This is a genomic window from Nonomuraea sp. NPDC051298, assembly GCF_055586305.1.
The window spans coordinates 970,021-992,558 of sequence record NZ_JBVJIM010000001.1; the positions used below are offsets into that span (position 1 = coordinate 970,021).

Annotated in this window: 22 protein-coding genes; 10 read left to right on the forward strand and 12 right to left on the reverse strand. The window is 73.3% G+C overall.

The annotated features are described in order from the left end of the window. Nucleotides 1–79 precede the first annotated feature (79 nt). On the forward strand, nt 80–805 hold the full coding sequence (locus ACZ6S0_RS04680; RefSeq protein ID WP_465913203.1) for a TenA family protein: 726 nt from the start codon (nt 80–82) through the stop codon (nt 803–805). 24 nt (nt 806–829) lie between these two features. Here ACZ6S0_RS04680 and ACZ6S0_RS04685 read toward each other — a convergent pair whose 3' ends face one another. Then, complete coding sequence (locus tag ACZ6S0_RS04685) at nt 830–1,408, reverse strand: HAD family hydrolase (protein ID WP_465913204.1); 579 nt, start codon at nt 1,406–1,408, stop codon at nt 830–832. Between the two features lie 110 nt (nt 1,409–1,518). On the opposite strand from ACZ6S0_RS04685, the gene ACZ6S0_RS04690 reads away from it, so the two are divergent. Beyond that, the gene (locus tag ACZ6S0_RS04690; RefSeq protein WP_465913205.1) at nt 1,519–2,337 is read left to right on the forward strand and encodes a DUF4253 domain-containing protein; all 819 of its coding nucleotides are present in this window, start codon (nt 1,519–1,521) and stop codon (nt 2,335–2,337) included. Between the two features lie 54 nt (nt 2,338–2,391). On the opposite strand, the gene ACZ6S0_RS04695 is transcribed toward ACZ6S0_RS04690, so the two are convergent. Both ACZ6S0_RS04695 and ACZ6S0_RS04700 read right to left on the reverse strand, forming a co-directional pair. Then, nucleotides 2,392–3,186 carry an SAM-dependent methyltransferase gene (locus tag ACZ6S0_RS04695; protein ID WP_465913206.1) on the reverse strand — a complete coding sequence of 265 codons (795 nt, stop codon included), beginning with the start codon at nt 3,184–3,186 and terminating at the stop codon, nt 2,392–2,394. Nucleotides 3,187–3,407: 221 nt separating this feature from the next. Then, nucleotides 3,408–4,664: a helix-turn-helix domain-containing protein gene (locus ACZ6S0_RS04700; RefSeq protein ID WP_465913207.1), complete on the reverse strand. Its 1,257-nt coding sequence runs from the start codon at nt 4,662–4,664 to the stop codon at nt 3,408–3,410. A 225-nt stretch (nt 4,665–4,889) separates the two neighbouring features. On the opposite strand from ACZ6S0_RS04700, the gene ACZ6S0_RS04705 reads away from it, so the two are divergent. The 6 genes from ACZ6S0_RS04705 to ACZ6S0_RS04730 all read left to right on the forward strand — a co-directional run bounded on the left by ACZ6S0_RS04705 (nt 4,890) and on the right by ACZ6S0_RS04730 (nt 10,631). Next, nucleotides 4,890–5,672, forward strand: a complete 783-nt coding sequence (locus ACZ6S0_RS04705; RefSeq protein WP_465913208.1) for a hypothetical protein — start codon at nt 4,890–4,892, stop codon at nt 5,670–5,672. A gap of 555 nt (nt 5,673–6,227) precedes the next feature. Further along, a complete protein-coding gene (locus ACZ6S0_RS04710) occupies nt 6,228–6,542 on the forward strand; it encodes a hypothetical protein (protein ID WP_465913209.1) in 315 nt (104 codons plus the stop codon). A gap of 12 nt (nt 6,543–6,554) precedes the next feature. Further along, on the forward strand, nt 6,555–6,761 hold the full coding sequence (locus ACZ6S0_RS04715) for a hypothetical protein (protein WP_465913210.1): 207 nt from the start codon (nt 6,555–6,557) through the stop codon (nt 6,759–6,761). Between the two features lie 58 nt (nt 6,762–6,819). Beyond that, nucleotides 6,820–7,560 (forward strand): maleate cis-trans isomerase family protein, encoded by a 741-nt coding sequence (locus tag ACZ6S0_RS04720; protein ID WP_465913211.1) that lies wholly within the window; start codon nt 6,820–6,822, stop codon nt 7,558–7,560. Then, complete coding sequence (locus ACZ6S0_RS04725) at nt 7,557–8,777, forward strand: FAD-dependent oxidoreductase (protein WP_465913212.1); 1,221 nt, start codon at nt 7,557–7,559, stop codon at nt 8,775–8,777. Before ACZ6S0_RS04720 ends, ACZ6S0_RS04725 begins: the two co-directional genes overlap by 4 nt. 48 nt (nt 8,778–8,825) lie before the next feature. Further along, nucleotides 8,826–10,631, forward strand: a complete 1,806-nt coding sequence (locus tag ACZ6S0_RS04730) for an RNA polymerase sigma factor (RefSeq protein WP_465913213.1) — start codon at nt 8,826–8,828, stop codon at nt 10,629–10,631. 66 nt (nt 10,632–10,697) lie between these two features. Here the strand turns inward: ACZ6S0_RS04730 and ACZ6S0_RS04735 are convergent, their stop codons facing one another. Continuing rightward, nucleotides 10,698–12,620 carry a Xaa-Pro dipeptidyl-peptidase gene (locus ACZ6S0_RS04735; protein ID WP_465913214.1) on the reverse strand — a complete coding sequence of 641 codons (1,923 nt, stop codon included), beginning with the start codon at nt 12,618–12,620 and terminating at the stop codon, nt 10,698–10,700. A 74-nt stretch (nt 12,621–12,694) separates the two neighbouring features. Between ACZ6S0_RS04735 and ACZ6S0_RS04740 the strand changes: the two genes are divergently transcribed. Together ACZ6S0_RS04740 and ACZ6S0_RS04745 are read left to right on the forward strand one after the other, a co-directional pair. Then, nucleotides 12,695–13,849, forward strand: a complete 1,155-nt coding sequence (locus ACZ6S0_RS04740) for an ADP-ribosylglycohydrolase family protein (protein WP_465913215.1) — start codon at nt 12,695–12,697, stop codon at nt 13,847–13,849. Between the two features lie 80 nt (nt 13,850–13,929). After that, nucleotides 13,930–14,589, forward strand: a complete 660-nt coding sequence (locus tag ACZ6S0_RS04745; protein ID WP_465913216.1) for a FadR/GntR family transcriptional regulator — start codon at nt 13,930–13,932, stop codon at nt 14,587–14,589. Nucleotides 14,590–14,643: 54 nt separating this feature from the next. Here ACZ6S0_RS04745 and ACZ6S0_RS04750 read toward each other — a convergent pair whose 3' ends face one another. The 8 genes from ACZ6S0_RS04750 to ACZ6S0_RS04785 are packed head-to-tail and all read right to left on the reverse strand — an operon-like array spanning nt 14,644 to nt 22,507. Continuing rightward, nucleotides 14,644–15,978: an NADH-quinone oxidoreductase subunit N gene (locus ACZ6S0_RS04750; protein WP_465913217.1), complete on the reverse strand. Its 1,335-nt coding sequence runs from the start codon at nt 15,976–15,978 to the stop codon at nt 14,644–14,646. Then, nucleotides 15,975–17,441: a complex I subunit 4 family protein gene (locus ACZ6S0_RS04755; protein WP_465913218.1), complete on the reverse strand. Its 1,467-nt coding sequence runs from the start codon at nt 17,439–17,441 to the stop codon at nt 15,975–15,977. Before ACZ6S0_RS04755 ends, ACZ6S0_RS04750 begins: the two co-directional genes overlap by 4 nt. After that, nucleotides 17,438–19,264 (reverse strand): proton-conducting transporter transmembrane domain-containing protein, encoded by a 1,827-nt coding sequence (locus ACZ6S0_RS04760; protein WP_465913219.1) that lies wholly within the window; start codon nt 19,262–19,264, stop codon nt 17,438–17,440. Before ACZ6S0_RS04760 ends, ACZ6S0_RS04755 begins: the two co-directional genes overlap by 4 nt. After that, complete coding sequence (gene nuoK / locus ACZ6S0_RS04765; RefSeq protein WP_344887318.1) at nt 19,261–19,566, reverse strand: NADH-quinone oxidoreductase subunit NuoK; 306 nt, start codon at nt 19,564–19,566, stop codon at nt 19,261–19,263. Before nuoK ends, ACZ6S0_RS04760 begins: the two co-directional genes overlap by 4 nt. Next, nucleotides 19,563–20,060, reverse strand: coding sequence for an NADH-quinone oxidoreductase subunit J (locus ACZ6S0_RS04770; protein ID WP_344887320.1), 498 nt, complete (start codon nt 20,058–20,060; stop codon nt 19,563–19,565). The genes nuoK and ACZ6S0_RS04770 overlap by 4 nt, the downstream gene beginning before the upstream one ends. Continuing rightward, nucleotides 20,057–21,040, reverse strand: coding sequence for an NADH-quinone oxidoreductase subunit H (locus ACZ6S0_RS04775; RefSeq protein ID WP_465913220.1), 984 nt, complete (start codon nt 21,038–21,040; stop codon nt 20,057–20,059). The genes ACZ6S0_RS04770 and ACZ6S0_RS04775 overlap by 4 nt, the downstream gene beginning before the upstream one ends. Beyond that, nucleotides 21,033–22,142 carry a hypothetical protein gene (locus ACZ6S0_RS04780; RefSeq protein ID WP_465913221.1) on the reverse strand — a complete coding sequence of 370 codons (1,110 nt, stop codon included), beginning with the start codon at nt 22,140–22,142 and terminating at the stop codon, nt 21,033–21,035. The genes ACZ6S0_RS04775 and ACZ6S0_RS04780 overlap by 8 nt, the downstream gene beginning before the upstream one ends. Then, nucleotides 22,133–22,507, reverse strand: coding sequence for an NADH-quinone oxidoreductase subunit A (locus tag ACZ6S0_RS04785; RefSeq protein WP_465913222.1), 375 nt, complete (start codon nt 22,505–22,507; stop codon nt 22,133–22,135). Before ACZ6S0_RS04785 ends, ACZ6S0_RS04780 begins: the two co-directional genes overlap by 10 nt. Between the last annotated feature and the right edge of the window lie 31 nt (nt 22,508–22,538).

The following is a 22,538-nucleotide window of genomic DNA, read 5'->3' on the forward strand; positions in this document are numbered from 1 at the left end:
TCCCTGCCGGGCGAGAGGCGCGGCCCGCCGGCCTCGGCGGGGGCGGCGGGGGCGGCGGTCACGGGCTACAGTCGGGGCCGTGAGCGAGCGATCTTTCAGCGAGTGGCTCAGGCTGCGGTCAGAACCCGACTGGACGGCGGTGGTGACCCACCCCTTCGCCATGGCGATCACCGAGGGGACGGTGGCCGACGACGCGATGCGGCGCTACCTGGAGCAGGACTTCCAGTTCGTGGACTCCTTCACGGCGCTGCTCGGCGCGGCCGTGGCCAGTGCCGACAGCTTCGAGACGCGGGTGCCGTACGGCACGTTCCTCGGCCAGGTGGCCACCACCGAGGAGAAGACGTACTTCCATCGGGCGCTGGCCGAGTTGGGCGGGCGTACCGAGGCGCCGCTGGAGCCGGTGACGGCGGCGTTCAGGCGGCTCATGGACGAGGTGCGCACGTCTCAGGACTACCTGAGGATCGTCGCCGTGCTGTGCGTGGCCGAGTGGTGCTATCTCGGCTGGGCCTCGCACGCCGCCGAGCCGCTGCCGGAGAGCTTCGTCCACCGGGAGTGGATCGAGCTGCACGAGGGTGCGGAGTTCCGGGCCTGGGTGGCGTTCCTGCGCGGCGAGCTGGACCGCCTGGGCGCGGACCTCCACCCGGACACGGACGAAAGCACGGATGAAAGCACGGGCGAAGACACCGGCGACACCGGCGTGGAGTCGCGGCGGCGGGAGGTGCTCGACGTGTTCCGCCGGGCCGTGGCGCTGGAGCGGGCCTTCTTCGACCTGGCTGCCGGGCCCGGCGAGGGCTCCGCGAGCTGACCCGGCGTCCACCGCGCGTAACAGCTAGCCCAGCGCGGCCGCCAGGTCCTGGACCGACCGGTAGTGGACGCCGGTCATGCCGAGCGCCCTGGCGGCCTCGACGTTCGGCAGCCGGTCGTCCACGAACAGGCAGCGTCCCGGCGCGGCTCCGGCGCGCTCGGCGGCGATCTCGTAGATGCGCGGGTCGGGCTTGGCCACGCCGACCCGGGCGCTGCTGACCACGGCGTCGGCGAAGTACGTCAGCCCCAGCAGCTCCATGTGCTCCTCCAGCGTGTCCATCGCGTTGGTCACGATGACCACCGGCACGTGCCGCTGCGCCTCGGCCAGCAGCGCCCTGACCTCCTCGTCCACCCAGAAGCCGATGGCGGTGAACTCGGCCACGGCCTGGCGGGCCCGCTCGTCCCCGCCGAGGGCGGCTATGATCGACTCGGTCCACTGCCGCTCGGTGGCCCGGCCGAGCGTCGGCGGGGTGATCAGCTCGGGAGCGAAGGCCGTCTTCATGAGGGGCAGCCCGTACCGGGCCTCGATGTCGGCCTGGGCGGCGTGGTCGAAGTGGCGCAGCACGCCATCGAAGTCGGTGAGAACCGCGTCAAAGGGGATCACAGCTCACCATTGTCCCCTCGTCGGCAACCGGTGGGGTCCCGCCGCAGGTGCGGTGGCGACCGGCGGCACTACCATCTCCGAGACAGGATTCGGTTTCGGAACGGTAGGGCATGAGCGATCATCGGCTGCCAGGCGGGCTGGGCCGGCTGTTCGCCGACGGCGGCAGGGGCCGGCGGCTGCCCGTGGCGTTGCCCCCCGGTGAGGCGGTCTGGCCGGATCCCGGCTACACGAGGCAGGGGGATGCGCCGCGGCCGGCGTTCTGGATGAGCGACGAGCCGGTGAGCGGCGAGGGCTGGACGCTGCTGCGTGAGTGGCACCCGCACAGCGGGCTGTGGCCGGTGCTGCTCGACGAGTCGGCGCAGCCGTGGGGGGTCGGCCAGGTCGTCCCCGACGATCCCCGCCAGATCGACCACTTCAGCGCCGAGGGTTTCATGGCCGAGGTGTGGCAGGAGTGGGTGGCGCAGATGCCGCACGACGCGCTGGACGAGCTGGAGCCGTACGGCGGGATCTGTCCTGGCCTGGCCGCGCCCGGCGTGCCGCGGGCCGATCCTGAGGCGGTGGCCGACTGGCTGGCGGGCGAGCTGGCTGTCAGGGGGATGCCGCTGGGCCTGGTCGCGGCCGGCCGGGGCGCCGACGCGCTGGCGGTCATGGGCTGGCAGGGGGCGTTGCACCACAACGAGTGGATGGTGCCGATGGCGGCGGTGGTGCGCAGTTGGGAGGACAGGTTCGGGGCGCGGGTGGTGGGCGTCGGGTTCAACACGCTGGACCTGAGCGTGGCGGCGCCGCCGGTCGATCCCGAGCACGCGTTACACGTGGCCGCCGAGCACTGGACGTTCTGCCCCGACAACGTGGTGCAGGGACCCGGCGACCTCGAAGCGTACGCCGAGCAGCTCATCGGCGGACACGCCTGGTCGTTCTGGTGGGACTGAGGTGAGGAAGGGACCGCGCGGCCCCTCCGCGACGGCCGGCGGAAACCGCCGTCGTCACGGAACGCGGGCCACGGCACCGTAACCACCGGACGCGCCGGGCTGTTCCACACAGGCGTCGTCGCGAGGACCTGGCCGCCATTCCGGGACCCACACCAGTCCCGGATCGACCAGCACCAGACCTTCGAGCAACGCCTCGACCTCCTCCCTGGTACGAATCGCGTGCCCCGGCAGCGTCATCGCCAGCAGGTCGTGAATGGCCGGCAACAACTCCGCGGGAATGGCGTCGAACGTGGTCTGCACCAACGACAGGTAACTCCTTTCCGGAACCACCTGCCTTATCCGCTTGATCACGTAATGAAAGAACTCGTCGTCGTTCAGACTGTGGGTCGACAGCAGCAGCACGGCCATCGGCCGGTCCCAGTCGAGGAACGTCTGCAGCACCCGGTCGTCGAGAACGTCGTCGATCTCGCGTAGGTCGCCCTCCACCACGCGTACGAGGTCGGTGACGGGCTCGATGGTCGCCCTCGCTCCGGCCAGCACCATGGGGTCGTTCTCCACGTAGACCACGCGTGGCACCGGACCGCCCAGGGCGTCACGGGCGACGTCGTGCAACCGCCCGCCGAGCGGCAGGCCGCTCGGCACCCCGCTCCCGACGATCACGAACTGGTCCACACCTTCGGTCGCCACGTGACGGACCACCCGGCACAAGAAGTCGAGCACGGCACGTGCGGCCGTCGTCGTGATCGGAGCGGCCGTGTCATAGCGGCGCACCGCGTTTCTGTCGGCCGCGAAGTGGTTCTTCCCACCGGCCGCGGCGTCGAGGATACGGGTGAGCCTCGCTTGGGTCATCTCCAGCTTCGCCAGGTTTCGGATGGCACGCTGACGCATTGAGTGTTGCCCCTTTCCCCTCGCCCACTATCTCGGGAAAAGTTGTCCTTTCGGACCCCACTCGATGACCCAGAACATATGATCCCCGCCCCACAGCGGAAGACAACCTGAAAAACCATTGGATTTGGGTATAAGTGCGTCACCTTATCGAGGCATAAATGATCTCGCGCGCGGGAAGCCGCTCATTTCGCGAGCGAACGCGAAAGCCTTTCGCGATGAGCGTTGAGCAGTTCGAAGGTCTCGTCGCGGGTGGTCGTGGTGACCGAGAGCTTGGTGAACGCCTGGTGATAGGCCTCCACCTCACCCGTGTCGGTGACCAGCGCGTCGGACTCGATGCCGTGGGCGCAGGCGACGTCGGACTCGAACGCCTCGGCGAAGCGCCAGAGCGTGAACGGCCCGGTGCGCGGCGCGTAGACGGGGTCTTCCATCGGCACCACGTGCAGGGAGACGTTGGGCCGCTTGGCGTGCTCGATCAGCACGTCGAGCTGGCGGAGCTGGACGTGCGGGCCGACGATCGAGCGGCTCAGCACGCTCTCGTCGATCACGGCCCACAGGACCACGCCGTGGTCGCGGGGCAGGGCCTCCTGGCGGGCCAGCACGAGGGCGACCGCCTCGTCGACCGTCTGCTGCCCGAGCGTCGCGGGCCCGTTGACGGTGATGGCCGCCCTGGCGTATTCCTCGGTCTGCAGCAGCGGCGGCACGAACTGGTTGTGGTAGGTGCGGATCACCGTGGCCCGTTGCTCGAGGGCGTAGCCGGTGGCCAGCCAGACGGGCACGGACTGCGCGTCGTACCAGGCGGCCTCGCGCTCTCCCCTGGCCAGCGAGAGCACGTATTCGCGGACGGGCGCGGCGGCGACGCCGTAGACGGCCAGCAGGCGCTCGACGGTGATCGGGGCGGGGGCGATGCGGCCCTCCTCGACGGCCGGGATCGCCGCCGCTCCCCTGCCGATCGCGGTCTCCACCTGCTCCACGGAGAGCTGGGCGGCCAGGCGCAGGCCGTGCAGCCGCTTGCCGAGCGCGCGCCGCTGCGGCCCGCTGAGCGGGGCACCCGCCTCGGGGATGTCTGCGGTGGGCTCGGGCTCCTCGGGCAGCCCCTCGGCCTTGCGGGCCAGCTCGACCACGCCGCGCAGCACGGCCAGCGACTCCTCGGACAGCCCAGAGGCGGACAGGCCGACGGTGGCCGCCCGCACCTGCAGATCTTCGACCGAGCCCGACTCCAGGTGGTCGTCGCCGACCAGCCAGCCCACGCTCACCTGCAGGCACGAGGCCAGCGCCCTGAGCACCTGGAGGGTCGGGTTGGTCTGCTTGCCCGTGCGCAACTGGCTGACGTAGGCGCGGGTGATGGGGATGCCCGCCTCCGTCAGGGCGGAGGCGACCTGCGCGCCGGTGAAGCCGCGCTTGGTCAGCGCGAGATCGAGCCGTTCGGCGAAGTTCGCCACGGCACACCTCCTACCGCCCGTGAACTTTTCCAGCGTAAGGGACGCCGGCTCCAGTGTCCCCTGCCATGCGGGCAAGCTCTGCCACGCGTACTGGTATCAACTTATGCGCAAACTGTCAGTTGACATAGTCCCGGTCATAAGCGGACTATCAGAGCGTGTGGTAACTGAGGCTTAACAGCCTAAGGGTTCTTGAGAGATTGCCCCCAGGCAAGGAGGTGGCCGGACATGACCGTGGATCCCCAGGGTGCTTCCTGGTTCACCGAGGAGCCGGCCCTCACCCGGCAGGAGCGGGTCGTCCAGCGCATCTGCGCCCGCGTGGCCGGGCCGGAGGCGGGTGTGCACGTCGCGAGCCTGCCGCTGGGCGGGGTCCAGGTCTGGCTGGACAGCCCCGGCCATCGCTGGCGCTTCTACCACCGGATGGCCCGCGTGCTGCGACTGGCCGGCTGGCACACGGAGACGGGCCCTGATCGGCTGCTGTTGCTCGGGTGGAGTGCGGTCTGCCTGAGCCACCGCGCCAGGATGCTGGCCGCCGCCCTCTCGGGACGGCTGGCCGACTTCGACAAGACGGCGTTCACCGCCGTCATGGTCGCCACCCGGCTGCGTCACGACGGGTTCCCCGTCGCCGACCTCCCCGCCGAGGTGGAGGCCCGCTGCGCCGACGAACTGCGCTGGCCCGCCCGGCTGGCCGACCTCGCCGGTCTCGAACGCCGGTCGTCCCTGGAGCCGATGCGGCTCCGGCTGGCCCAGGTGGCCGGTCTGGAGGACAAGGTCGCCCGGCGCTGCGGCGAACACCTGGCCCTCGCCTCCAAGGTCGCGCGTACGGTCGCCGGCGGTGCGGGGCCGGCCAGGACGCGCCCGGCGAGACCACGTCCGGCGACGCAGGGCACCGGGCTGACCGAGCGCATGGTCTGCGTCAGCGTGCCCAACGTCGCCGAGAGCGCCAGAACCCAGAGCGCCCAGGGCGCCCAGAGTGCCGAGGGCACCGAGGGCACGGTGAGGGCGCGATGACGCTGACACACGTACGCGAACACCGGGCCGCCCCGGCGCCCGCGGCACCGCCGCGGCACCGGACCAGGCGGTTACCGGCCCTGAACCGCCCGGGCGCGACGCAGGTCATCACGGCCGCGCCCGGGGCTGTCCCGCCGGGAGACCGGCGGGCTCAGGGCCCCGGTGCCGCGCAGAAGCTGGCGCCGCCATCAGGCGGCGGCCGGTCACCGGCCTCCCACGGCCGGTCCGGACCGCCCGCCGCGCATGCGGAACGGATGGCGGCGCTGTTGGCGCTGGCCCCGGCGCTACCCCATCCCCCCGGCACCGTGCGGCACGTGCCCGACCTAGTCGGCCCGGTGTTGTCGGCCAGCGCGGTAGCGGCTGGCGTGCTGGCCGGCACGAGGGGTAGCGCTTGGGGCCGGCTTTCTCCCCGCCAGCCCGGCAGCACGGCCGGTACGGCCGTGCTGCCGGGCCGGGCCCACCAGGGCCATTCACGGCGGGGGGCCTGGCTCCGATCAGCGGATTTTGACGGTCGGAGCCCTCAGCACGGGAGCGGGACCGGACGAGGCGATTGCCGTGACGGGCGCCACGGCGCCGATCGACCTGCCGGTGCTCCGGGGAGGGGTCCCCGGACGTGCCTCTGTGCTGGCGGCCGACCTGCCGGCCGCCGTTCTGCTCGCCGCCGCGGCGTTGGTGCGGGTCGCCGGGGCGTCGGGACATGAGACCGGACACCGATCTCGAAGCGCGGCGGAAGAGGGGCCGGCGACGCTGCGCCGGCTCCTCGCCGAGCCGCGCGACCACGACGACCGGGTACGGAGCGGCGCGGCGCGACATTCGGCCCGCCCCGCCGTCCCGGGGCTCCACCCCCATCCAACAGGCAACCCGCTATAGACAGGAGCGATCATGCTCACCGGCGAACTGCGCAGGTCACAACCACACGAAGTCCACGCGCGGGGCGTACGGCCCGGCACGCCGCCGTCCTCGGGCGAGGACCAGCCCGGCCCGCCGCCGGAGCCGCCGCGCACCGTGCACCGGCTGCGCCGCATCCGGCAGGTGTCGGTCGAGGCCATCACCGAGATCGACCAGGCGCTGCGGCACCGCGCCTCGTGACCTTCCCTCGCCTTCCCCGCACAGGAGGAATTGCCATGCGCACCGTCCGGGGCACACAGTGAGCCGGAACAGGGTCGGCGTGATCGTGGCGCCGGCGAACCCGTCGGCGGAGCCGGAGCTGACGCGCTTACTCGGCTCGCGCGCCGACATGCACGTCGCCCGCCTGCCCGTACGGCCGGGGCCGTCCCTGGCGGACCGGCTGGAGGGCTACAACGCGGCCCTGCCCGCGATGGCGGGCGCGTTCGAGGGCCTGCGGCTGGACGCCATGGTCATGGCCTGCTGCGAGCCCCGCTACCTGCTCGGCCCCGACGAGGACCGCGAGCAGTGCGCCGAGATGACCGCGGCGACCGGGGTGCCGTTCGCCTCGGCCACGCTGGCCACGCGCGAGGCGCTGGACCACGTGCGGGTGGAGGACATCGTCCTGGTGTCGCCGTACCAGCCGTGGGTGACGGAGCTGGCCGAGCGGTTCTGGAAGACGGCCGGGCTGAACGTCACCCGGGTCGTCCAGGTACGCGCCCGCGAGGGCTACTCCTCCTACGCGCTCACCCCGTCGGAGCTGATCAGCCAGGTCGAGCTGGCGGAGCTGCCGGCCGACGCCGTCCTGCTCTTCACCGGCACCGGCCTGCCGACCTTGCCCGTGCTCGGCCCGCTGACCAGCGGGAACGACCGGATGTTGCTCACCTCGAACCTCTGCGTGGCCTGGTGGGCCCTGTCCAGGGCGGTCGGCCGGCACGTGACGCTCGGCCGCCTGCCGTACCGCCGGGGTCCCCTGGCGGCGCAAGGAGGGCGCACGGCATGAACGGCGTCATCGTGGTCGGCGCCGGGCCCGCCGGGCTCACCGCCGCCCTCACCCTGGCCCGCGCCAGGATCCCGGTCACCGTGCTCGAACGCGAGAACGACCTGTCCCGGCAGCCGCGCGCGTGCACGTTCCACCCCGCCACGCTCGACCTGCTGGACGACCTCGGCGTGGCCGCCCGGCTGGTCGCCGGGGGCCGCGTGGTCGATCGGGTGCAGTGGCGCGACCGGTCAGGCGACGTGCTGGCCGAGATGGGCATGGACCGGCTCGACGGGCTGACCAGGCATCCGTTCCGGATCCACGCCGACCAGGCGGCGCTGACCCGGCTGCTGCTCGGCGCGCTCAGCGTCTACCCCGAGGCGGACGTGCGGTTCGGCACGACGGTGGACGGCGTGGCCGAGGGCGGCACGGGGATCCGGGTCCGCATCGGCCACACCTGGACGCGGGCCCGGTACATGATCGCCGCCGACGGCGGGCACAGCACCGTGCGCGGCTCGCTCGGCCTGCCGTTCCCGAGGTCGGCCTATCCGGCGCAGGCGCTGCGGGTGTTCACCGACTCGCCGCTCGACCGGCTGCTGCCCGGCCTGGCGCCGTTGACGTACGTGCAGGACGTGCAGCAGTCGTGCACCCTGCTGGGGCTGCCCGACCACTGGCGGATCATCTTCAAGATCCCCTGCGACGCACATGAGCCGTTGTCCGCGTCGAACCTGTCCCTGCTGGTGCGCAGGAACCTACCGGGCGCCAGCGAGCCGATCCGCGTCACGGGCGCCGACCGGTTCGGGCTGTCCAGGGGGGTGCTGACGTCGTACCGGTGCGGGCGGGTGCTGTTCGTGGGCGACGCGGCGCACCTGACCTCCACGGTCGGCGGGCTCAACATGAACGCGGGCATCCACGACGGGGCCGAGGCCGGCCGGGCGATCGCGGCCGTGCTCGGCGGCGCCGCCCCACCCGCCGCACTGGAGGCGTGGGCCTGGCGGCGGCGCTCGGTGCTGCTGCACCGGGTGGTCCCGCGGCGTGGGACGCGGCAGGCGGGCGTACGCGAACACGACAGCGCCCGGCTCGCGGCGGCCATGGCCGGGCTGCGGGCCATCGCGGGCGACCCCGACGCCACCCGCGCCTACCTGGCGCAGGCGTCGCTCCTCGACACCGTGCCTGCGGCACGCAAACCCGTGTCCGATTCCCTGCCGAACCCCCTGCCGAACCCCATCGGCAGCAACTGACCGAACCCGCACACCCGTCCGCGTACCGAATGGAGGAGGTGACACCGGATGTGGCGAACACTGTCCGACGACGCGCGTCAGGCCATCCGCGACGTGTGCGACAGGCATGGGGCGCGCCTCTATGACTACTGCCGCACCGAGCTGGCCGCCGGCGACGCCGAGCAGGCGGTGGCCGGCGCCGCGATGACGGCGCACCTGTACGCGGACCGCGTGGTGGATCCGGCCCTGCGCCGCGCCTGGCTGTACGCGGTGGCACGGGCGCACCGCGCGGTCGTGGCCAAGCCCGCGAGCATCGGCTCGTGGTCGCGTCCCGGCCGCATGTCGGAGCTGCTGCCCGAGGCGCTGCTGTCGCTGAACCGCCCGCAGCGGGAACTGCTCGACCTGTCCGTACGGCACGGCCTGGCGGACATGGAGCTGAGCGCGATCTTCGAGCTGCCCGAGATCGAGGTCCGCGCCATCGTCACCAGGGCCGCCGCGGGCCTGGAGGCGTGGTTCGCCGCGATCGTCGCCGCCCGCTCCCGCGACGGATGTCCCGACCTGACGGCCCGGGTGTCCGAATGGGTCACCGCCCCCGGGCGGCGGGCCAGGGCCAGGATCGGCCGGCACATCCAGTCCTGCGCGACCTGCCGGGCCGCGCCGAGGACCATGTCGGCGGCGGCGCTGCTGCGCCGGCTGCCGATCGCGGCACTGCCCGGCACACTTCCCAACCGGCTGGCGTCGGCGCAGCCGTTGCCCGGCGAGGGGCCTCTCTGGCGGGCTGACGGCTTCCCCGTGCAGGCTCGCACACTGGTGGAGAGCGGCTCCTCGTCGCCGCCTTCACCGGTCGCCGATGCCACGCCGTACGCCCAGGTCGCCGACCCCACGACGGCGACCCCGGGAAAGCCCTGGTCGGCGGCGGGCGCGGCCGCCGCCGACCAGGAGCCCCTCGGCATACCGGCGCAGCCTGGCGTACCGGCCGCGCGGCAGCCGCTGGCCGCACCCACGGGAGACGTCCCCATCGGTGACGAGCCCGTGGCGGCGCCCGCGGCGCGCGGACGGCATCCGTTCACGCCGCCGAGCCGCACCAGGGCCTACCGGGGCAGCCCGAGCGCCGACAGGCTCGTCTACAGCGCCGCGCTCAAGGGCGAGAGCAACGGCGTGCACCACAAGGACGCGGTCATCCGCTACGGCGGCATCAGCCTGTCGGGCCCCGACCAGCCGCCGGGCGGCGACGACGCGCGGTTCCAGGAGTTCTGGCGGGAACAGCCCGAGGACGACGACCCAGAGCCCGGCACGCCGATCAGGGCGGTGGCCAGGCTCGGCCTGATCCTGGGCGTGGGCCTGCTGGCCGCGGGCCTGGTCTGGGCGGTCATGAACGCCCGCGAGCACCCCGCCACGCTCACCAAGGCCGCCGCGCAGACCAGCGTGCTGTTGGAGCAGCCCGCGCGCTGGGTGGCCGAGGTCACCACCAAGGACGCCGCTGGGACCGCCGCCGGGTCGGCCCTGCGCGCCGTGCCCAGGAAGACCGCGCTGCCCAGGCCCGCGCCGCCGGTGGCCCGGCTGTCACCGGCGTCGTTGTCGCTGGGCCAGGACCGCGCCGGGTCGTTCGCGCTGTCGTGCACGGGCCGGTGCGAGATCGTCTCGGCCTCCGGCACGAACGGCATCGCGGTGTCCGGCGACGACTTCCAGATCAAGGAGTCGCGCTCCTCCTCATGTGACGCGGAGCCGGCCGTGCGGCGCGGGCAGATCACCGTCCGGTGGACGGGCCAGACCACCGGCGACGGCCGCCGCACGGGCGGCACCACCACCGGTGGCGGCACGCTGACCATGAACGTGGCCTGGACGGTCTCCCCTGATGACGGGCGCGTGTGCTGAGCGCACCTGACGGCGTAGGTGCCGTCGCGGGTGCGGGAACGGCCCCCGCACCCGCGACGACGCCTGCTAGAAGAACGTGAACTCGTTCTCCGGCGCGGGCAGGTCGAGCTTCTCGGGCCCGCGGAACCTGGCCGTGTCCTTGGGCACGTCGGCCAGCGGCGTACCGAGCACGAACGGGACGCTCACGCTGCTCTTGGACAGGTCGACGGTGACCTTGGCCCCGGTGCCGGACTCGTCACTGTAGGTGGAGTCGGTGCCGGCCAGCACCAGGCCGATCCTGTGCCCCTTCCTGAACGTGTAGTCCTGCGGCAGCGTCAGCCACTTGACCGTGCCGTACGTGCCCGCGGGCAGCGGCTTGGCCTGGCTGAGCGAGTCGCGGTTCTGCACGTCGACCCAGCCGCGGGCGACGATCTCGAGCGGGCGGGTGGCCACGTTCGTGACGACCTTGCGGTAGCAGGCGTCGTCGGCCGCGGTGCTCTCCCCGTGGCAGTCCTCCTCGGTGAGCGTCGTGATGCCCTGGTTGCGCCGCCAGTCGACCCGGGTCGCCTCCCCGAAGTCCACCAGGAGCGCGGTCAGGTTGGCGGTGGGCTTGTCCAGCTTGACCCGCAGGTCGGCCGTGGGCGTGCCGGACAGGCGCAGGTCGAGCGGGAGCGCCCCGGTGGTGAACGCGACCCGGCCCGGGTTCGCCGTGCCGACGTCGGCCACCATGTCGGTCTCGCTCATGGCGACGTCGGTGAAGGTGGCGGTGCTGTTCCTGGCGGCGGGCCGCAGGCCGAGCGAGCCGTCGGACGAGGGGCGCAGCGACGCCTTGAGCGCGAACGGCGCCGGCCAGTCGCGCTGGGTGATCCACTGTGCCGGGCCGATCTCGACGTCGGCGCGGGGCTCCTGGGTGATCCCGTTGCGCACGCCGTGCAGCCAGTGGTCGAACCAGCGGTGCAGGGTGTCCACCCACAGGTCCCTGCGGCCGTCGAAGTCGAACGGGTCCACGTGCTGGGTCTGGCCGACCCAGATCTTGCGCGGCACGTTCCTGTCGGCCAGGGCCTTCCACCAGGCGGAGAAGTTGTCGGGCTTGACGTTGAGGTCGTTGACCGTGTGGACGACGAAGACGCTGGCCTTGACCTTGGAGACGTCGCCAAGCAGGCCGTCGATGTAGTCGCGCTCGGCCCAGAACGCGTTGTAGTTGCCGGTGTCGTCAGCGTCCTCGGCGTCCATCTTGTCGCGGACCTGCCGGCACTTGTCCTCGGGGTCGGTGTCGACGTAGTTCGCCAGCCAGGAGGCGTAGTCGTAGTTGTAGATGACGCCGTTGGAGCGCTGGTACTTGTACCAGGAGCTGATCGCCGAGATGGGCACGATGGTCTTCAGGCCCTCGACCCCGGTGGCGGCCACGGCGTTGGCCAGGGTGCCGTCGTACGACTTGCCGATCATGGCGGACTTGCCGGTCGTCCAGTCGGCCACGGCCGGGGTGCCGTCGGCCTTGACCGCCTTGGCGCGGCCGTTCAGCCAGTCGATGACGGCCTTGCCGCCCAGCACGTCGGCCTTGCCGCCGATGTCGGGGCAGCCGTCGGACTTGGTGGTGCCGAGCATGTCGACGTTGAGGACGGCGTAGCCGCGCGGGACGAAGTAGTTGTCATAGAAGAGCGGGAATTTCGCGACATTTCCGGCGGCGTCGTAGACCTTCCGCTCGCCCTCGTTGCCACGGCCCGAGTTGTCGTAGTACGGGCTCTCGTCGATGATCACGGGCACCTTGAGCCCGGGACCCGACTCCTTGGGGCGGATGATGTCCACCCTGACCTTGTCGAGCGCGCCGTCGAGGTCGCTGTCGACGGTCGACTCGACGTACACGTGCTCGCGGATGGCGTCGGCGTAGGAGAAGACCGGCTGCGTGCGGCCGTTCTCGACGGTGATGGCGGGACCTGCGGCCGCCTGGGCCGGGGTCGCGATCGCCATGGTGAGGGCGACGGCGAAGAGGGCTGGGCGTAATTGTGACACGCGTGACCTCCGGGACAATTGACGAAATAAGCGACAATCTCTCAGACGGCCCGGAAGGTGGCAAGATCCCAGGTATGGATGTTCTGGATCGGATCCGGGGCTGCCTCTTGGGCGGCGCGATCGGCGACGCACTCGGGGCGCCGATCGAGTTCCAGTCGTTGCGGACGATCCGCCGGGATCACGGGCCCGACGGCATCACGGGATATGTCACGACGTGGCGGGGCAGGACCGGCCTGATCACCGACGACACCCAGATGACCCTCTTCACCGTCGAGGGCCTCCTGACCGCTCGCGCCGCTGCGCCGACCACCGGGCCGATTACTGGGCCGATTACTGGGCCGATTACTGGGCCGATTACTGGGCCGACCACCGGGCCCACCGCTGTTTCCCAAGGTCACGGTAGTGGAGAGAGGGCCGAAGGGCGGGGCGGCGCGCGGGAGGAGACGGTCGGGGCGGTGCGGCAGGCGTACCTGCGGTGGCTCGACACCCAGGAGCACTCGGGGCCGCCGCCCGCGAGCCCGCTCCCCCACCACCGCACGGGCGGTCTCCGGGAGGAGAGCTGGCTCTACTCCAGGCGGGCGCCGGGCAACGCCTGCCTGTCCGGCCTGCACAAGCCCTTCCCCGGCCCGGTGTGGGACGGGCCTGGGCCGGTCAACCCCGACTCGAAGGGTTGCGGCACCGTGATGCGCTCGGCCCCGTTCGGCCTGGTCGCCGGTACGCCCCTGGCCCGCGACACGCGGGAGGCGTTCGAGCTGGCGGCGGCCTGCGCCCAGATCACCCACGGCCACCCGACCGGCTACCTGGCCGCCGGCGCGTTCGCCGCGATCATCGCCCGTCTGATGTCGGGCGAGCCGCTGGAGCCCGCCGTCGGCCACGCCCTCGACCTGCTGGCCGGCCACCCCGGCCACGACGAGACCACCGCCGCCCTGCGCGCGGCCCTGGCGCTGGCGGCGCGCGGCGGACACTCGCCGGAGGCGGTCGAGTCGCTGGGCGGCGCCTGGGTGGCCGAGGAGGCCCTGGCCATCGGCGTCTACTGCGCCCTGGCGGAGCCGGCCGTGGACCGGGCGCTGCTGCTGTCGGTCAACCACTCGGGCGACAGCGACTCGACCGGGTCGGTGTGCGGCAACCTTCTGGGCGCGCTCCACGGCGCTTCCGTGCTGCCGGCCGCCTGGCTGCGTCCGCTGGAGGGCCGCGACACCATCGAGCGCCTGGCCGCCGAACTGGCCTGAGCCCGCGCGCCGCGCCCGTGGTACCGGGCCGCGCCGCAGCGTCTAGGGTGGATGCCGGACAGCCGTTGAGGAGAAGGCGCATGCGTAACGTCGCTCGGACCTCGCTCGTCGACTCCGCCATCGCCGAGCTGCGCCGGGAGATCGCCGACGGGGTGTGGCCGGTCGGCACCAAGATCCCGTCGGAGAGCCGGCTCGCGGAGAGCCTGGGCATGAGCAGACTGTCGGTACGCGAGGCGGTGCGCGTCCTGGTCCACGCCGGGTTGCTGCACACCAGGCAGGGCGACGGCACGTACGTGACCGCCACCGACGAGTCGGAGGTCGCCCTGCGCCGCCGCCTCGACACGGCGGCGGCCATGGACATCATCGACGTACGGCGCGGCCTCGACCTCGTGGCGGCCCGGCTGGCGGCGGGCAGGCGCACGGACGACGACCTGGCCGCGATGCGCGCGGCCCTGGCCCGGCGCGACACGGCCGGCCAGGCGGGCGACCTCGACGGGTTCGCCGACGCCGACGTGGACTTCCACCTGAGCGTGGCGGGCGCCGCGCACAACCCGCTGCTCGGCGACCTCTACCGGAGCATGAGCGAGGCGCTGCGCGACAGCGTCCGCGACAAGGAGCAGGCGGCGCTGGCGCCGGACACCTCGCACGAGGAGTTGCTGCGGGCGATCGAGGAGGGCGACGCGGCCAAGGCGGTCGCGGTCTCCGTCGCCATCCTCGACCAGCAGGAACGCGACCTCTGACCCGCACCCGCGCGCCGGGCGGCGGATGCCGGGCGCTGGATGCCGGGCGCCCGGTCAGGGGGCGCTTGCCCCGAGCAGGACGGCGACGGCGGCGATCCCCAGCACGAGCGACCCGGCGGCGGCGACCACCGCCACCCCGCCGGTACGGCGCTCACCCGCCCCCTCCTGGGCGAACACCGGCCTGATCCAGCGCAGGTAGTAGAACACGCTGGCCACGGTGTTGGCGGCGGCCACGACCGCGAGCCAGGCGTACCCACCGTCCCAGGCCGCCGCGAACATCAGCAGCTTCCCGGCGAAGACCGCCGTCGGCGGGGTGCCGACGAGCCCGAGCAGGCACACGACCAGCGCGAACGCCGTCCACGGCGACCGCCTGGCCAGCCCGGCGTAGTCCGCGAGCGCGTCCGTGCCCGCCGCGACCACGACGGCGAACGCGCCCAGGTTCGTGACCGCGTACGCCGCCAGGTAGAGCAGCAGCGCCGGCTCGGCCAGCTCCGTACGCCCCGCCACGGCCACCGGCACCAGCAGGTACCCGGCCTGGCCGATCGTCGAGTACGCCAGCAGGCGGCGCACGTTGTCCTGCTGGAAGGCGGCCAGGTTGCCCAGCGTCATCGTGGCCGCCGCGACGACCGCGAGCAGCGCGGGCTCGTCGAGCACCGACCCGGCCAGCCGGTACAGCGCGGCCAGCGCCCCGATCTTCGGCACCGTGGTCACGAACGCCGCCACCGGCCGCGACGTCCCCTCCGCCACGTCGGGCACCCAGAAGTGCGCGGGCACCCCGCCGGCCTTGAACAGCGGCCCGGCCAGCAGCAGCACGGCGGCCACGGCAGGGGCGCGCGCCTCGGGGTAGGCGGTGGCGCCCGACAGGCCGTACGCGAGCGTCACGCCGGCCAGCATGAGCACACCGAGGAACGCGCCCATCAGGTAGTACTTGAGCGCCGCCTCCGTGCCGGGCGCGTCCTTGGCGAACCCGGCCAGCGCGTACGCGGGGATGCTCGCCACCAGGTAGGCCGCCACGAGCACGAGCAGGTCGGCGGCCCCCGCCATGAGGATCGTCCCGAGGGCGGCCAGCGACATCAGCGTGTACAGCTCGCTCTCGCGCGCGTGGGCCCTGATCCGGCCGGCGGCCAGGCAGAGGGCGAGCAGGGTGGCCAGGGCGACGGTGAGGCGGGTGACGTTCGTGACGAGGTCGACGGCGTACGTGCCGAAGGCCACCTGGTGAGGGCTCGTCGCGGCGAAGACGGCGGCCGAGACGGCGGCCGAGGCCAGGCCGATCCCGTTGATCCAGGCGACCACGCGCTGCCGTTCCCGCGCCACGAACAGCCCGGTGACCAGCCCGCACACCGCGCCCGCCAGGATCAGCAGCTCGGGCAGCAGCGCGAGGGGGCTCATCGGCCGGCCAGCGTCACGAGGGCGCGGGCGGCGGGCTCGATCACGTCGAGCAGCCAGCGCGGCGCGATGCCGATGACCAGCGACAGGGCCAGCAGCGGGGCGATCGCGGCCAGTTCGTACGGCCGCACGTCGCTGACCCGGCCGGTCAGCTCGCCCGGCCCGCCGAGGAAGACCCGGTGGATCATCCGCAGCAGGAGTCCCGCCGTGATGAGGATGCCGAGCAGCGACAGCGCGCCCGCGACCACCGCGCCCGCCCCGATCACGCCGGTGAAGATCTGGAACTCCGCGATGAACCCGGACAGCGCCGGCAACCCCATCGAGGCGAACGCGGCCACCGCCGTCAACCCGGTCAGCACCGGCGCCCTGCCCGCCAGCCCGCCGTACTCGCCGAGCCCGTAGTTCCGTGCGCGGTCCCACAGGACGCCGGTGATCAGGAACAGGGCGCCGGTGACGAGCCCGTGGCTGACCATCTGGGTGACGGCCCCGCTGACGGCCAGCTCCCTGGCGGCCCGGCCGCCGTCCAGCCCGGCCGCGCCGAGGGCGAGGATGACGTAGCCCATGTGGTTGACGGAGGTGTAGGCGATCAGGCGCTTGAGGTTCTCCTGGGCGAGGGCGACCAGGGCGCCGTACAGGACGCTGACGACGCCGATCACGATGGCTACCCAGGCGTACGCGCGCCACTGTTCCGGCAGGATGGGGACGGCGATGCGGGCGAAGCCGTACGTGCCCATCTTGAGCAGCACCCCGGCCAGGATCGCCGACCCGGCGGCGGGCGCGTCGGTGTGGGCGGGCGGCAGCCAGGTGTGCACGGGCACGACCGGCGTCTTGACCGCGAGCCCGATCCCCACGGCGAGCAGCACCGCCGCGCCCGCGCGTGGCGGGTTCGCGATCAGGTCGGCCATGTCGAACGTGTGCGGCTCGGCGGCCAGGTAGAGCCCGATGAAGCCGAGCAGCAGCGCCAGCGAACCGAGGAAGGTGTAGAGGAAGAACTTCAGCGCGGAACGGGCCCGGTCGCCGTGCCCCCAGCCGACGATCACGAAGTACATGCCCACGATCGCCAGGTCGAAGAAGACGAAGAAGAGCAGCAGGTCGAGGGCGGCGAACAGGCCCAGGCACACCGTCTGCAGGAACAGGAACAGCGCCGCGTACCCCCGCACGCGGTGGGTCTGGCGCAGCGAGCAGACGGCGCAGAGCAGGAAGAGCAGCGCGGTCATCGCGATCAGCGGCAGCGACAGGCCGTCCACGCCGACGTGGTAGCCGGCGCGGGCGGAGGGGATCCAGCGCAGTCTGGTCTCGTACGCGGTGCCGCCGCCGTACCCGGCCCACAGGGCGGCGACCAGGGCCAGGTCGGCGGCGGTGGCGGCGATCCAGATCCGCACGACCGTCCGCGCGCCGAGTCCCGGCAGGGCCAGCAGGGCCGCCGCCGCCAGGGGCAGGAAGATGACGATCGAGAGCACGGTCACCTCAGCAGGACGAGCGCGACGGCCAGCACGGTGAGCGCCACGGCGGCCTGGGCGAAGTAGCGGTGCACCTGGCCGGTCTGCGGGCGTCGGGCCAGCGCGCCGAGCCGTGCGGTCGCGGCGGCCACGGCCCGTACGACGCCGTCGAGCCCGGTCTCGAACGGGGCCCTGACGACGCGGGCGAGCGCCAGGCCCAGGCGCGGCACGGCGTTCACGGCGGCGTCGAGCACCCGGTCGTCGAACCTGGCCAGCGCCCCGGCCAACGCCAGCACCGGCCGGACGACCAGCGCCACGGCCGCCCGTTCCAGATACAGCCAGCCCGCGAGGAACCCGATCACCCTGCGCGGGCGCGCCGCCGCGGTCCCCATCACAGTCACCGCCGCAGTCGCCGCCGCCACCGCGACAGCCGCGCCACCGGACATCGCCAGCTCCCCCCACGCGGGCGCGACGGCCCTGGGCTCGCCCACCAGCCGCCCCCAACCCTGGAACACGCCGGGCAGCGCCACCGCCCCCGCACCGGCCGCGACCACGGCCAGCACCGGCAGCGGCGCCCGCTCCCAGCCCGTCACCTCCCGTACGCCCTCCCGCCCAGGACCCGCCCGCCAGACCGCGGCCAGCGCCCTGGCCGAGTACGCGGCGGCGAGGAGCCCGGCCACGACCAGCACCGCGTACAGCCCCGGCGTCCGCACCGCCGCCAGGATCGTGTCCTTGGTCACCCACAGCGACAGCGGCGGCACCCCCGCCAGCGCCACCGCCCCCACCCCGAACGCCACCCCCACCAGCCGATCCCGCCGGGCAGCCCCGCCCAGCCCGGCGAGGTCCTCGGTCCCCAGCACCGCCAGCCACACCCCGGCCGCCAGGAAGAGCAGGCTCTTAACGGCCGCGTGCGCCACGAGCTGCGCGACGCCCCCCGCGACCGCGGGCGCCCCGGCCGCCACCACCATGAACCCGATCTGCGCGCACGTGGACGCGGCCAGCACCTGCTTGAGGTCGCGCTGCGCCACCGCGACGGCCCCCAGCGCCAGCGCCGTCAGCGCCCCCGCCCACACCACCACGGAGGCCGCCCACCCCGTGGCGGCCAGCAGCGGCTGCACCCGCAGCAGCAGGTACGCCCCCGCCGCCACCATGGTCGCCGAGTGCAGCAGCGCCGAGACGGGGCTGGGTCCTGCCATCGCCCGCGACAGCCAGAACGAGAACGGGAGCTGCGCCGACTTCCCGAGTGCCGCCACCACGATCCCGGCGGCCACCAGATCCCGCCAGGCGAGCCCGGACAGCTCCCGCAGGGCCAGGCTGCCCCCGGCCATGGCCGCGCCGGCCGCGACGTAGAGGCCGAGGTCTCCGGTGCGGGTGGTGAGGAAGGCGAGGGCCCCGGAGCGTACGCGGGCGGGGTCGCGCCACTGATAGCCGATGAGCGCGTACGACATCGCGCCCATGACCTCCCACCCCATCAGCAGCAGGACGAGATCCTGGGCCGTCACGGTCACCAGCATCGCGGCCACGAAGATCAACATGAGCCCGTGGAACCTGGCCCCGCGCGGCTCCCCCGCCGCGAACACCAGCACCGCCAGCCCGGCCGCCGCCACCGTGACCACCATGACGGCCGACAGCCCGTCCACGGCCAGCCCCGTACCCGTCCCGTCGGGCAAGCCTCCGGGGAAGAACAGCCGGGCGTGCGCGACGGGCCTGGTCACCGCCGCGTGCACGGCCAGCCCCAGGGTCAGCGCGGCGACCGCGATCGCCACGGGCGCGCCACCCCGGCGCAGGAGCAGCAGCAGGCCGCCCGCCCCGGCGGGCAGGGCGGGCAGCAGCCACAGCGAGGCGTTCACCCCTTGAGGTCTCCCGCCTCGTCGGTCAGGTCCACGTCCCTGGCGCGGAAGATCGCCGTGGTGACCGCGAAGCCCATGGCCATCTCCAGGGCCATGACGGTGACGGCGACCAGCACGAGGACCTGGCCGTCGGCGGTCTGGGGGGCGACGTGCCGCCAGAGGGCGCCACCTGCCGCGATCAGCCCGTTGATCATGAGTTCCAGGCCCATCATGAGCATGACGATGGACTGCTGGGACAGCGCGCCGTACAGGCCGACGGAGAACAGCGCGGCGGCCAGCAGCAGGAACGCCTGGAGCGTCATCGGTCGTACCGGCCCCGGTGGGTGGCGAGCACCACGGCGGAGATCATGGTCGCCAGGATCGCCACTCCGATGACGATCATCACGAGCATCTTCCCCTCCATGATCGCCAGGCCGAGCGCGTGCGTGGGGTCGGCGGGCGGGCGGCCCCGCGCCGGGGGCCACGGGGTCACGAACACCCCGGCCGCCAGCAGCACGAAGACGCCGCCCGCGATGAGGACCGCGGTCCGGTTGTCGTGCACCATCGTCATGGGCATGAGCCCGCCGGGGTTCATCATGTACATGATCATGAAGACGACCATGACCAGCATCTCCATGACCATCATGAGGATCACCAGCACGCCGACGTAGTGCAGGTCGATGAGCAGCAGCGTCCCGCCGACGGCCAGCAGCGAGACCAGCAGCGCGAACGTGGCCCGCGCCATCGAGTCGACCACGAAGACGGCCACGCCGCTCGCCACGGCCAGGACGGCGAGCGCCCAGAAGGCTCCGCTCACGGCAGCACCACGATTCCGACGACCAGCGTCTGGACGAGCGTGAGCGGGATGAGCACCACCCACGCGAACTGTGTGAACCGATCCATCCGTACGGCCGGAACCCGGTGCTTGACCAGCACCAACACGCCCAGGACCGCCACTGTCTTGATGGCCGTCCAGGCCCAGCCGGGCAGCAGCGGCCCCGCCCCGCCGCCCAGGAAGAGCGGCACCGCGGCGGCGGCCACGACGACGAGCAGCGCGTACCGTCCGGCGGTGAACACCAGCCGATCCGGCCCGGACAGCTCCCCCAGCACGCCACCGGCCACGTTCCGCCCGACCGGCTCTCCCATCGGGCCCCAGAACGCCATCGCCAGCGCGGAGACCAGATAGACCACGAACGCGACGGGCATCCAGACCGCGAACCACAGCCCGCGCTGCGCCGCCACCACGTCGCCGAACCGCAGCGACCCCGCGCCGAGCGCCACGGTGATCAGCGCGAACATGTGCGGCAGCTCGTAGCTCAGCCCCTGCACCAGGAACCGGTAGCCGCCGATCAGCGGGTTCACGGAGTTGACGCCCCAGCCGACGAGCCACAGGGCTCCCCAGACGCACACCTCCATGGCGTTGAACCAGACGATCCCGACGCCGGTGTCGAGCACGGGCCGCCCGCCCACGGGCAGCACGACCGCGGCGAGGAGGGCGGCCAGGGGCAGGGCGACGACACCGGCGCGGACGAGCAGGACGTCGGACGCGAGCGTACGCCGCCGTCCCTGCACGAGGAGCCGCGCCACCTCCCCTGCCGCCGCCCCGACGGCCGCCCCGACGGCCGCCGTGACGGCCGCCGTGACGGCCGCCGTGACCGCCCCCCGCACCCGGCCGCGCCCCGCCCGCCGCCCACGCCGCCCGTCTCGTCCCAGCCCCGCGTCCAGCCCCGCCGCCGCCCACGCGAGCAGGGCCATCGACACCGCCAGCGACACCGCCGTGCCCGCCGAGTCACCCATCGGTCGCCTGTCCTGCGGGCAGCCGTTCGAGGTCCGGGTCGAGGCTCGCCACGATCAACCGCGCCACCGCCAGCTCGGTTCCGGTCAGCAGCTCGGGCAGGAGCGACAGGGCGACGGCGGCCTCAGTACCCGGCGCGCCTTCGCCGCCCGCGGGTCCGCCGATGTCCGCCCACCTGTACGCCCGATCCAGCACGTCACCGCACATCCACCCCGGCGCTCCTGTCCCGTGCTCGACCGTCCCCAGCCCTCGGAGCATCCACCGCAGCACCCTCGACCCGCGCACCCGCCGCGCGAGCCGCTCGCAGTCAGCCGCCACCCCGCGCCCGCCATCCCCGGCGAGCAGCAGGTCCCGCAGCCGGCGGGCCTCCAGGGCCGCCCCTGGCCAGCCCGCCACGCCGAGCAGCCGCGTGAGGCCGTCCAGATGCCGCGCCGCCCACCGGCCCGCACCAGCACCCGCGCACGGGGTGGGAGAAAGGGCCGAGGGCCAGTGGGCCGCTCCGGTATCAGGCGAGCGGGCCGGGGGCCAGTGGGCCGCTCCCGTCTCAGGCGAGCGGGCCGGGGGCCAGAAGGCCGCTCCCGTCTCGCCTGCGGGCAACACCCGTACGGCGGCCTCCTGGATCACGTCCCCCTGCAGCACCGTCTCGACGACGAGACCGGCGGGCCAGTCGACCAGCACCGGCCCCAGCGGCACGTGCAGCCGGTCGAGCTTCAGCCCGTCCCGGTCCTGGCCGCGCCCCGCCATGGCCACCTCGCCGGACGCCGCGCGCCCGAACCCGCCGCCGCCCCCTTCCGCCAGCGTCTGGACAGCGTCGTCCAGGGCCAGGGCCACCTCCGCCGCGGACGCGCCCGGCGCGGCGGAGACCAGCGCCCGAGGCTCCGGCAGCTCGTCCCAGACCACCCGGACCGCCTCGGACAGCTCGTCCCCGGGGTTCCCGCACACGGCCAGCACCCCGGCCTGCGCGGGGGACAGCGCGAAGGCCCACCCCCGCGCGGCGACCTCGGCCTCGACGAGCAGCCGGGCCCGCGTCCCGTACGGGCAGGCGGCGACGAGCACTCGGGGCCGCAGGGCGGCACGGCGCAGCAGCCACCCCCTCATGCCCATCGGAACGCCCCTTCCCGCCACGCGTAGAGCACCCCCACCAGCAACAACCCGAGAAAGACGAACATCTCCACCACCGCCATGGCCCCCAGCTCGGCCACGACGAGCGCCCACGGGTACATGAAGATCATTTCCATGTCGAAGGCGAGGAAGACCAGCGTCACCGTGTACCACCGCACGTGGTAGCGCGACATCGCGTGCTCCCGTGGCCAGGCCCCCGACAGGAAGGGCCCGGTCTGCGCGACCGGACCGGGCGCGAGGAGGCGGGACACCGCGTACACCCCCGCGATCCCCACGGCGAGCAGCCCCACCAGTACCAGCACCGCGCCCACGAATCCGCACCGCCCGCCGTCATAGTCGAGAGTCACACAGTCGAGAATCACGCGGAGGAAAGCCGGG

What these genes read in the sequence shown, in the direction of transcription:
- ACZ6S0_RS04690 (WP_465913205.1), top strand. Translation starts at nt 1,519, where the DNA reads ATGAGCGATCATCGGCTGCCAGGCGGGCTGGGCCGGCTGTTCGCCGAC.
- ACZ6S0_RS04695 (WP_465913206.1), bottom strand. Translation starts at nt 3,186, where the DNA reads ATGACCCAAGCGAGGCTCACCCGTATCCTCGACGCCGCGGCCGGTGGG.
- ACZ6S0_RS04705 (WP_465913208.1), top strand. Translation starts at nt 4,890, where the DNA reads ATGACCGTGGATCCCCAGGGTGCTTCCTGGTTCACCGAGGAGCCGGCC.
- ACZ6S0_RS04715 (WP_465913210.1), top strand. Translation starts at nt 6,555, where the DNA reads ATGCTCACCGGCGAACTGCGCAGGTCACAACCACACGAAGTCCACGCG.
- ACZ6S0_RS04725 (WP_465913212.1), top strand. Translation starts at nt 7,557, where the DNA reads ATGAACGGCGTCATCGTGGTCGGCGCCGGGCCCGCCGGGCTCACCGCC.
- ACZ6S0_RS04730 (WP_465913213.1), top strand. Translation starts at nt 8,826, where the DNA reads ATGTGGCGAACACTGTCCGACGACGCGCGTCAGGCCATCCGCGACGTG.
- ACZ6S0_RS04740 (WP_465913215.1), top strand. Translation starts at nt 12,695, where the DNA reads ATGGATGTTCTGGATCGGATCCGGGGCTGCCTCTTGGGCGGCGCGATC.
- ACZ6S0_RS04745 (WP_465913216.1), top strand. Translation starts at nt 13,930, where the DNA reads ATGCGTAACGTCGCTCGGACCTCGCTCGTCGACTCCGCCATCGCCGAG.
- ACZ6S0_RS04750 (WP_465913217.1), bottom strand. Translation starts at nt 15,978, where the DNA reads ATGAGCCCCCTCGCGCTGCTGCCCGAGCTGCTGATCCTGGCGGGCGCG.
- nuoK (WP_344887318.1), bottom strand. Translation starts at nt 19,566, where the DNA reads ATGACGCTCCAGGCGTTCCTGCTGCTGGCCGCCGCGCTGTTCTCCGTC.
- ACZ6S0_RS04775 (WP_465913220.1), bottom strand. Translation starts at nt 21,040, where the DNA reads ATGGGTGACTCGGCGGGCACGGCGGTGTCGCTGGCGGTGTCGATGGCC.
- ACZ6S0_RS04780 (WP_465913221.1), bottom strand. Translation starts at nt 22,142, where the DNA reads ATGGGCATGAGGGGGTGGCTGCTGCGCCGTGCCGCCCTGCGGCCCCGA.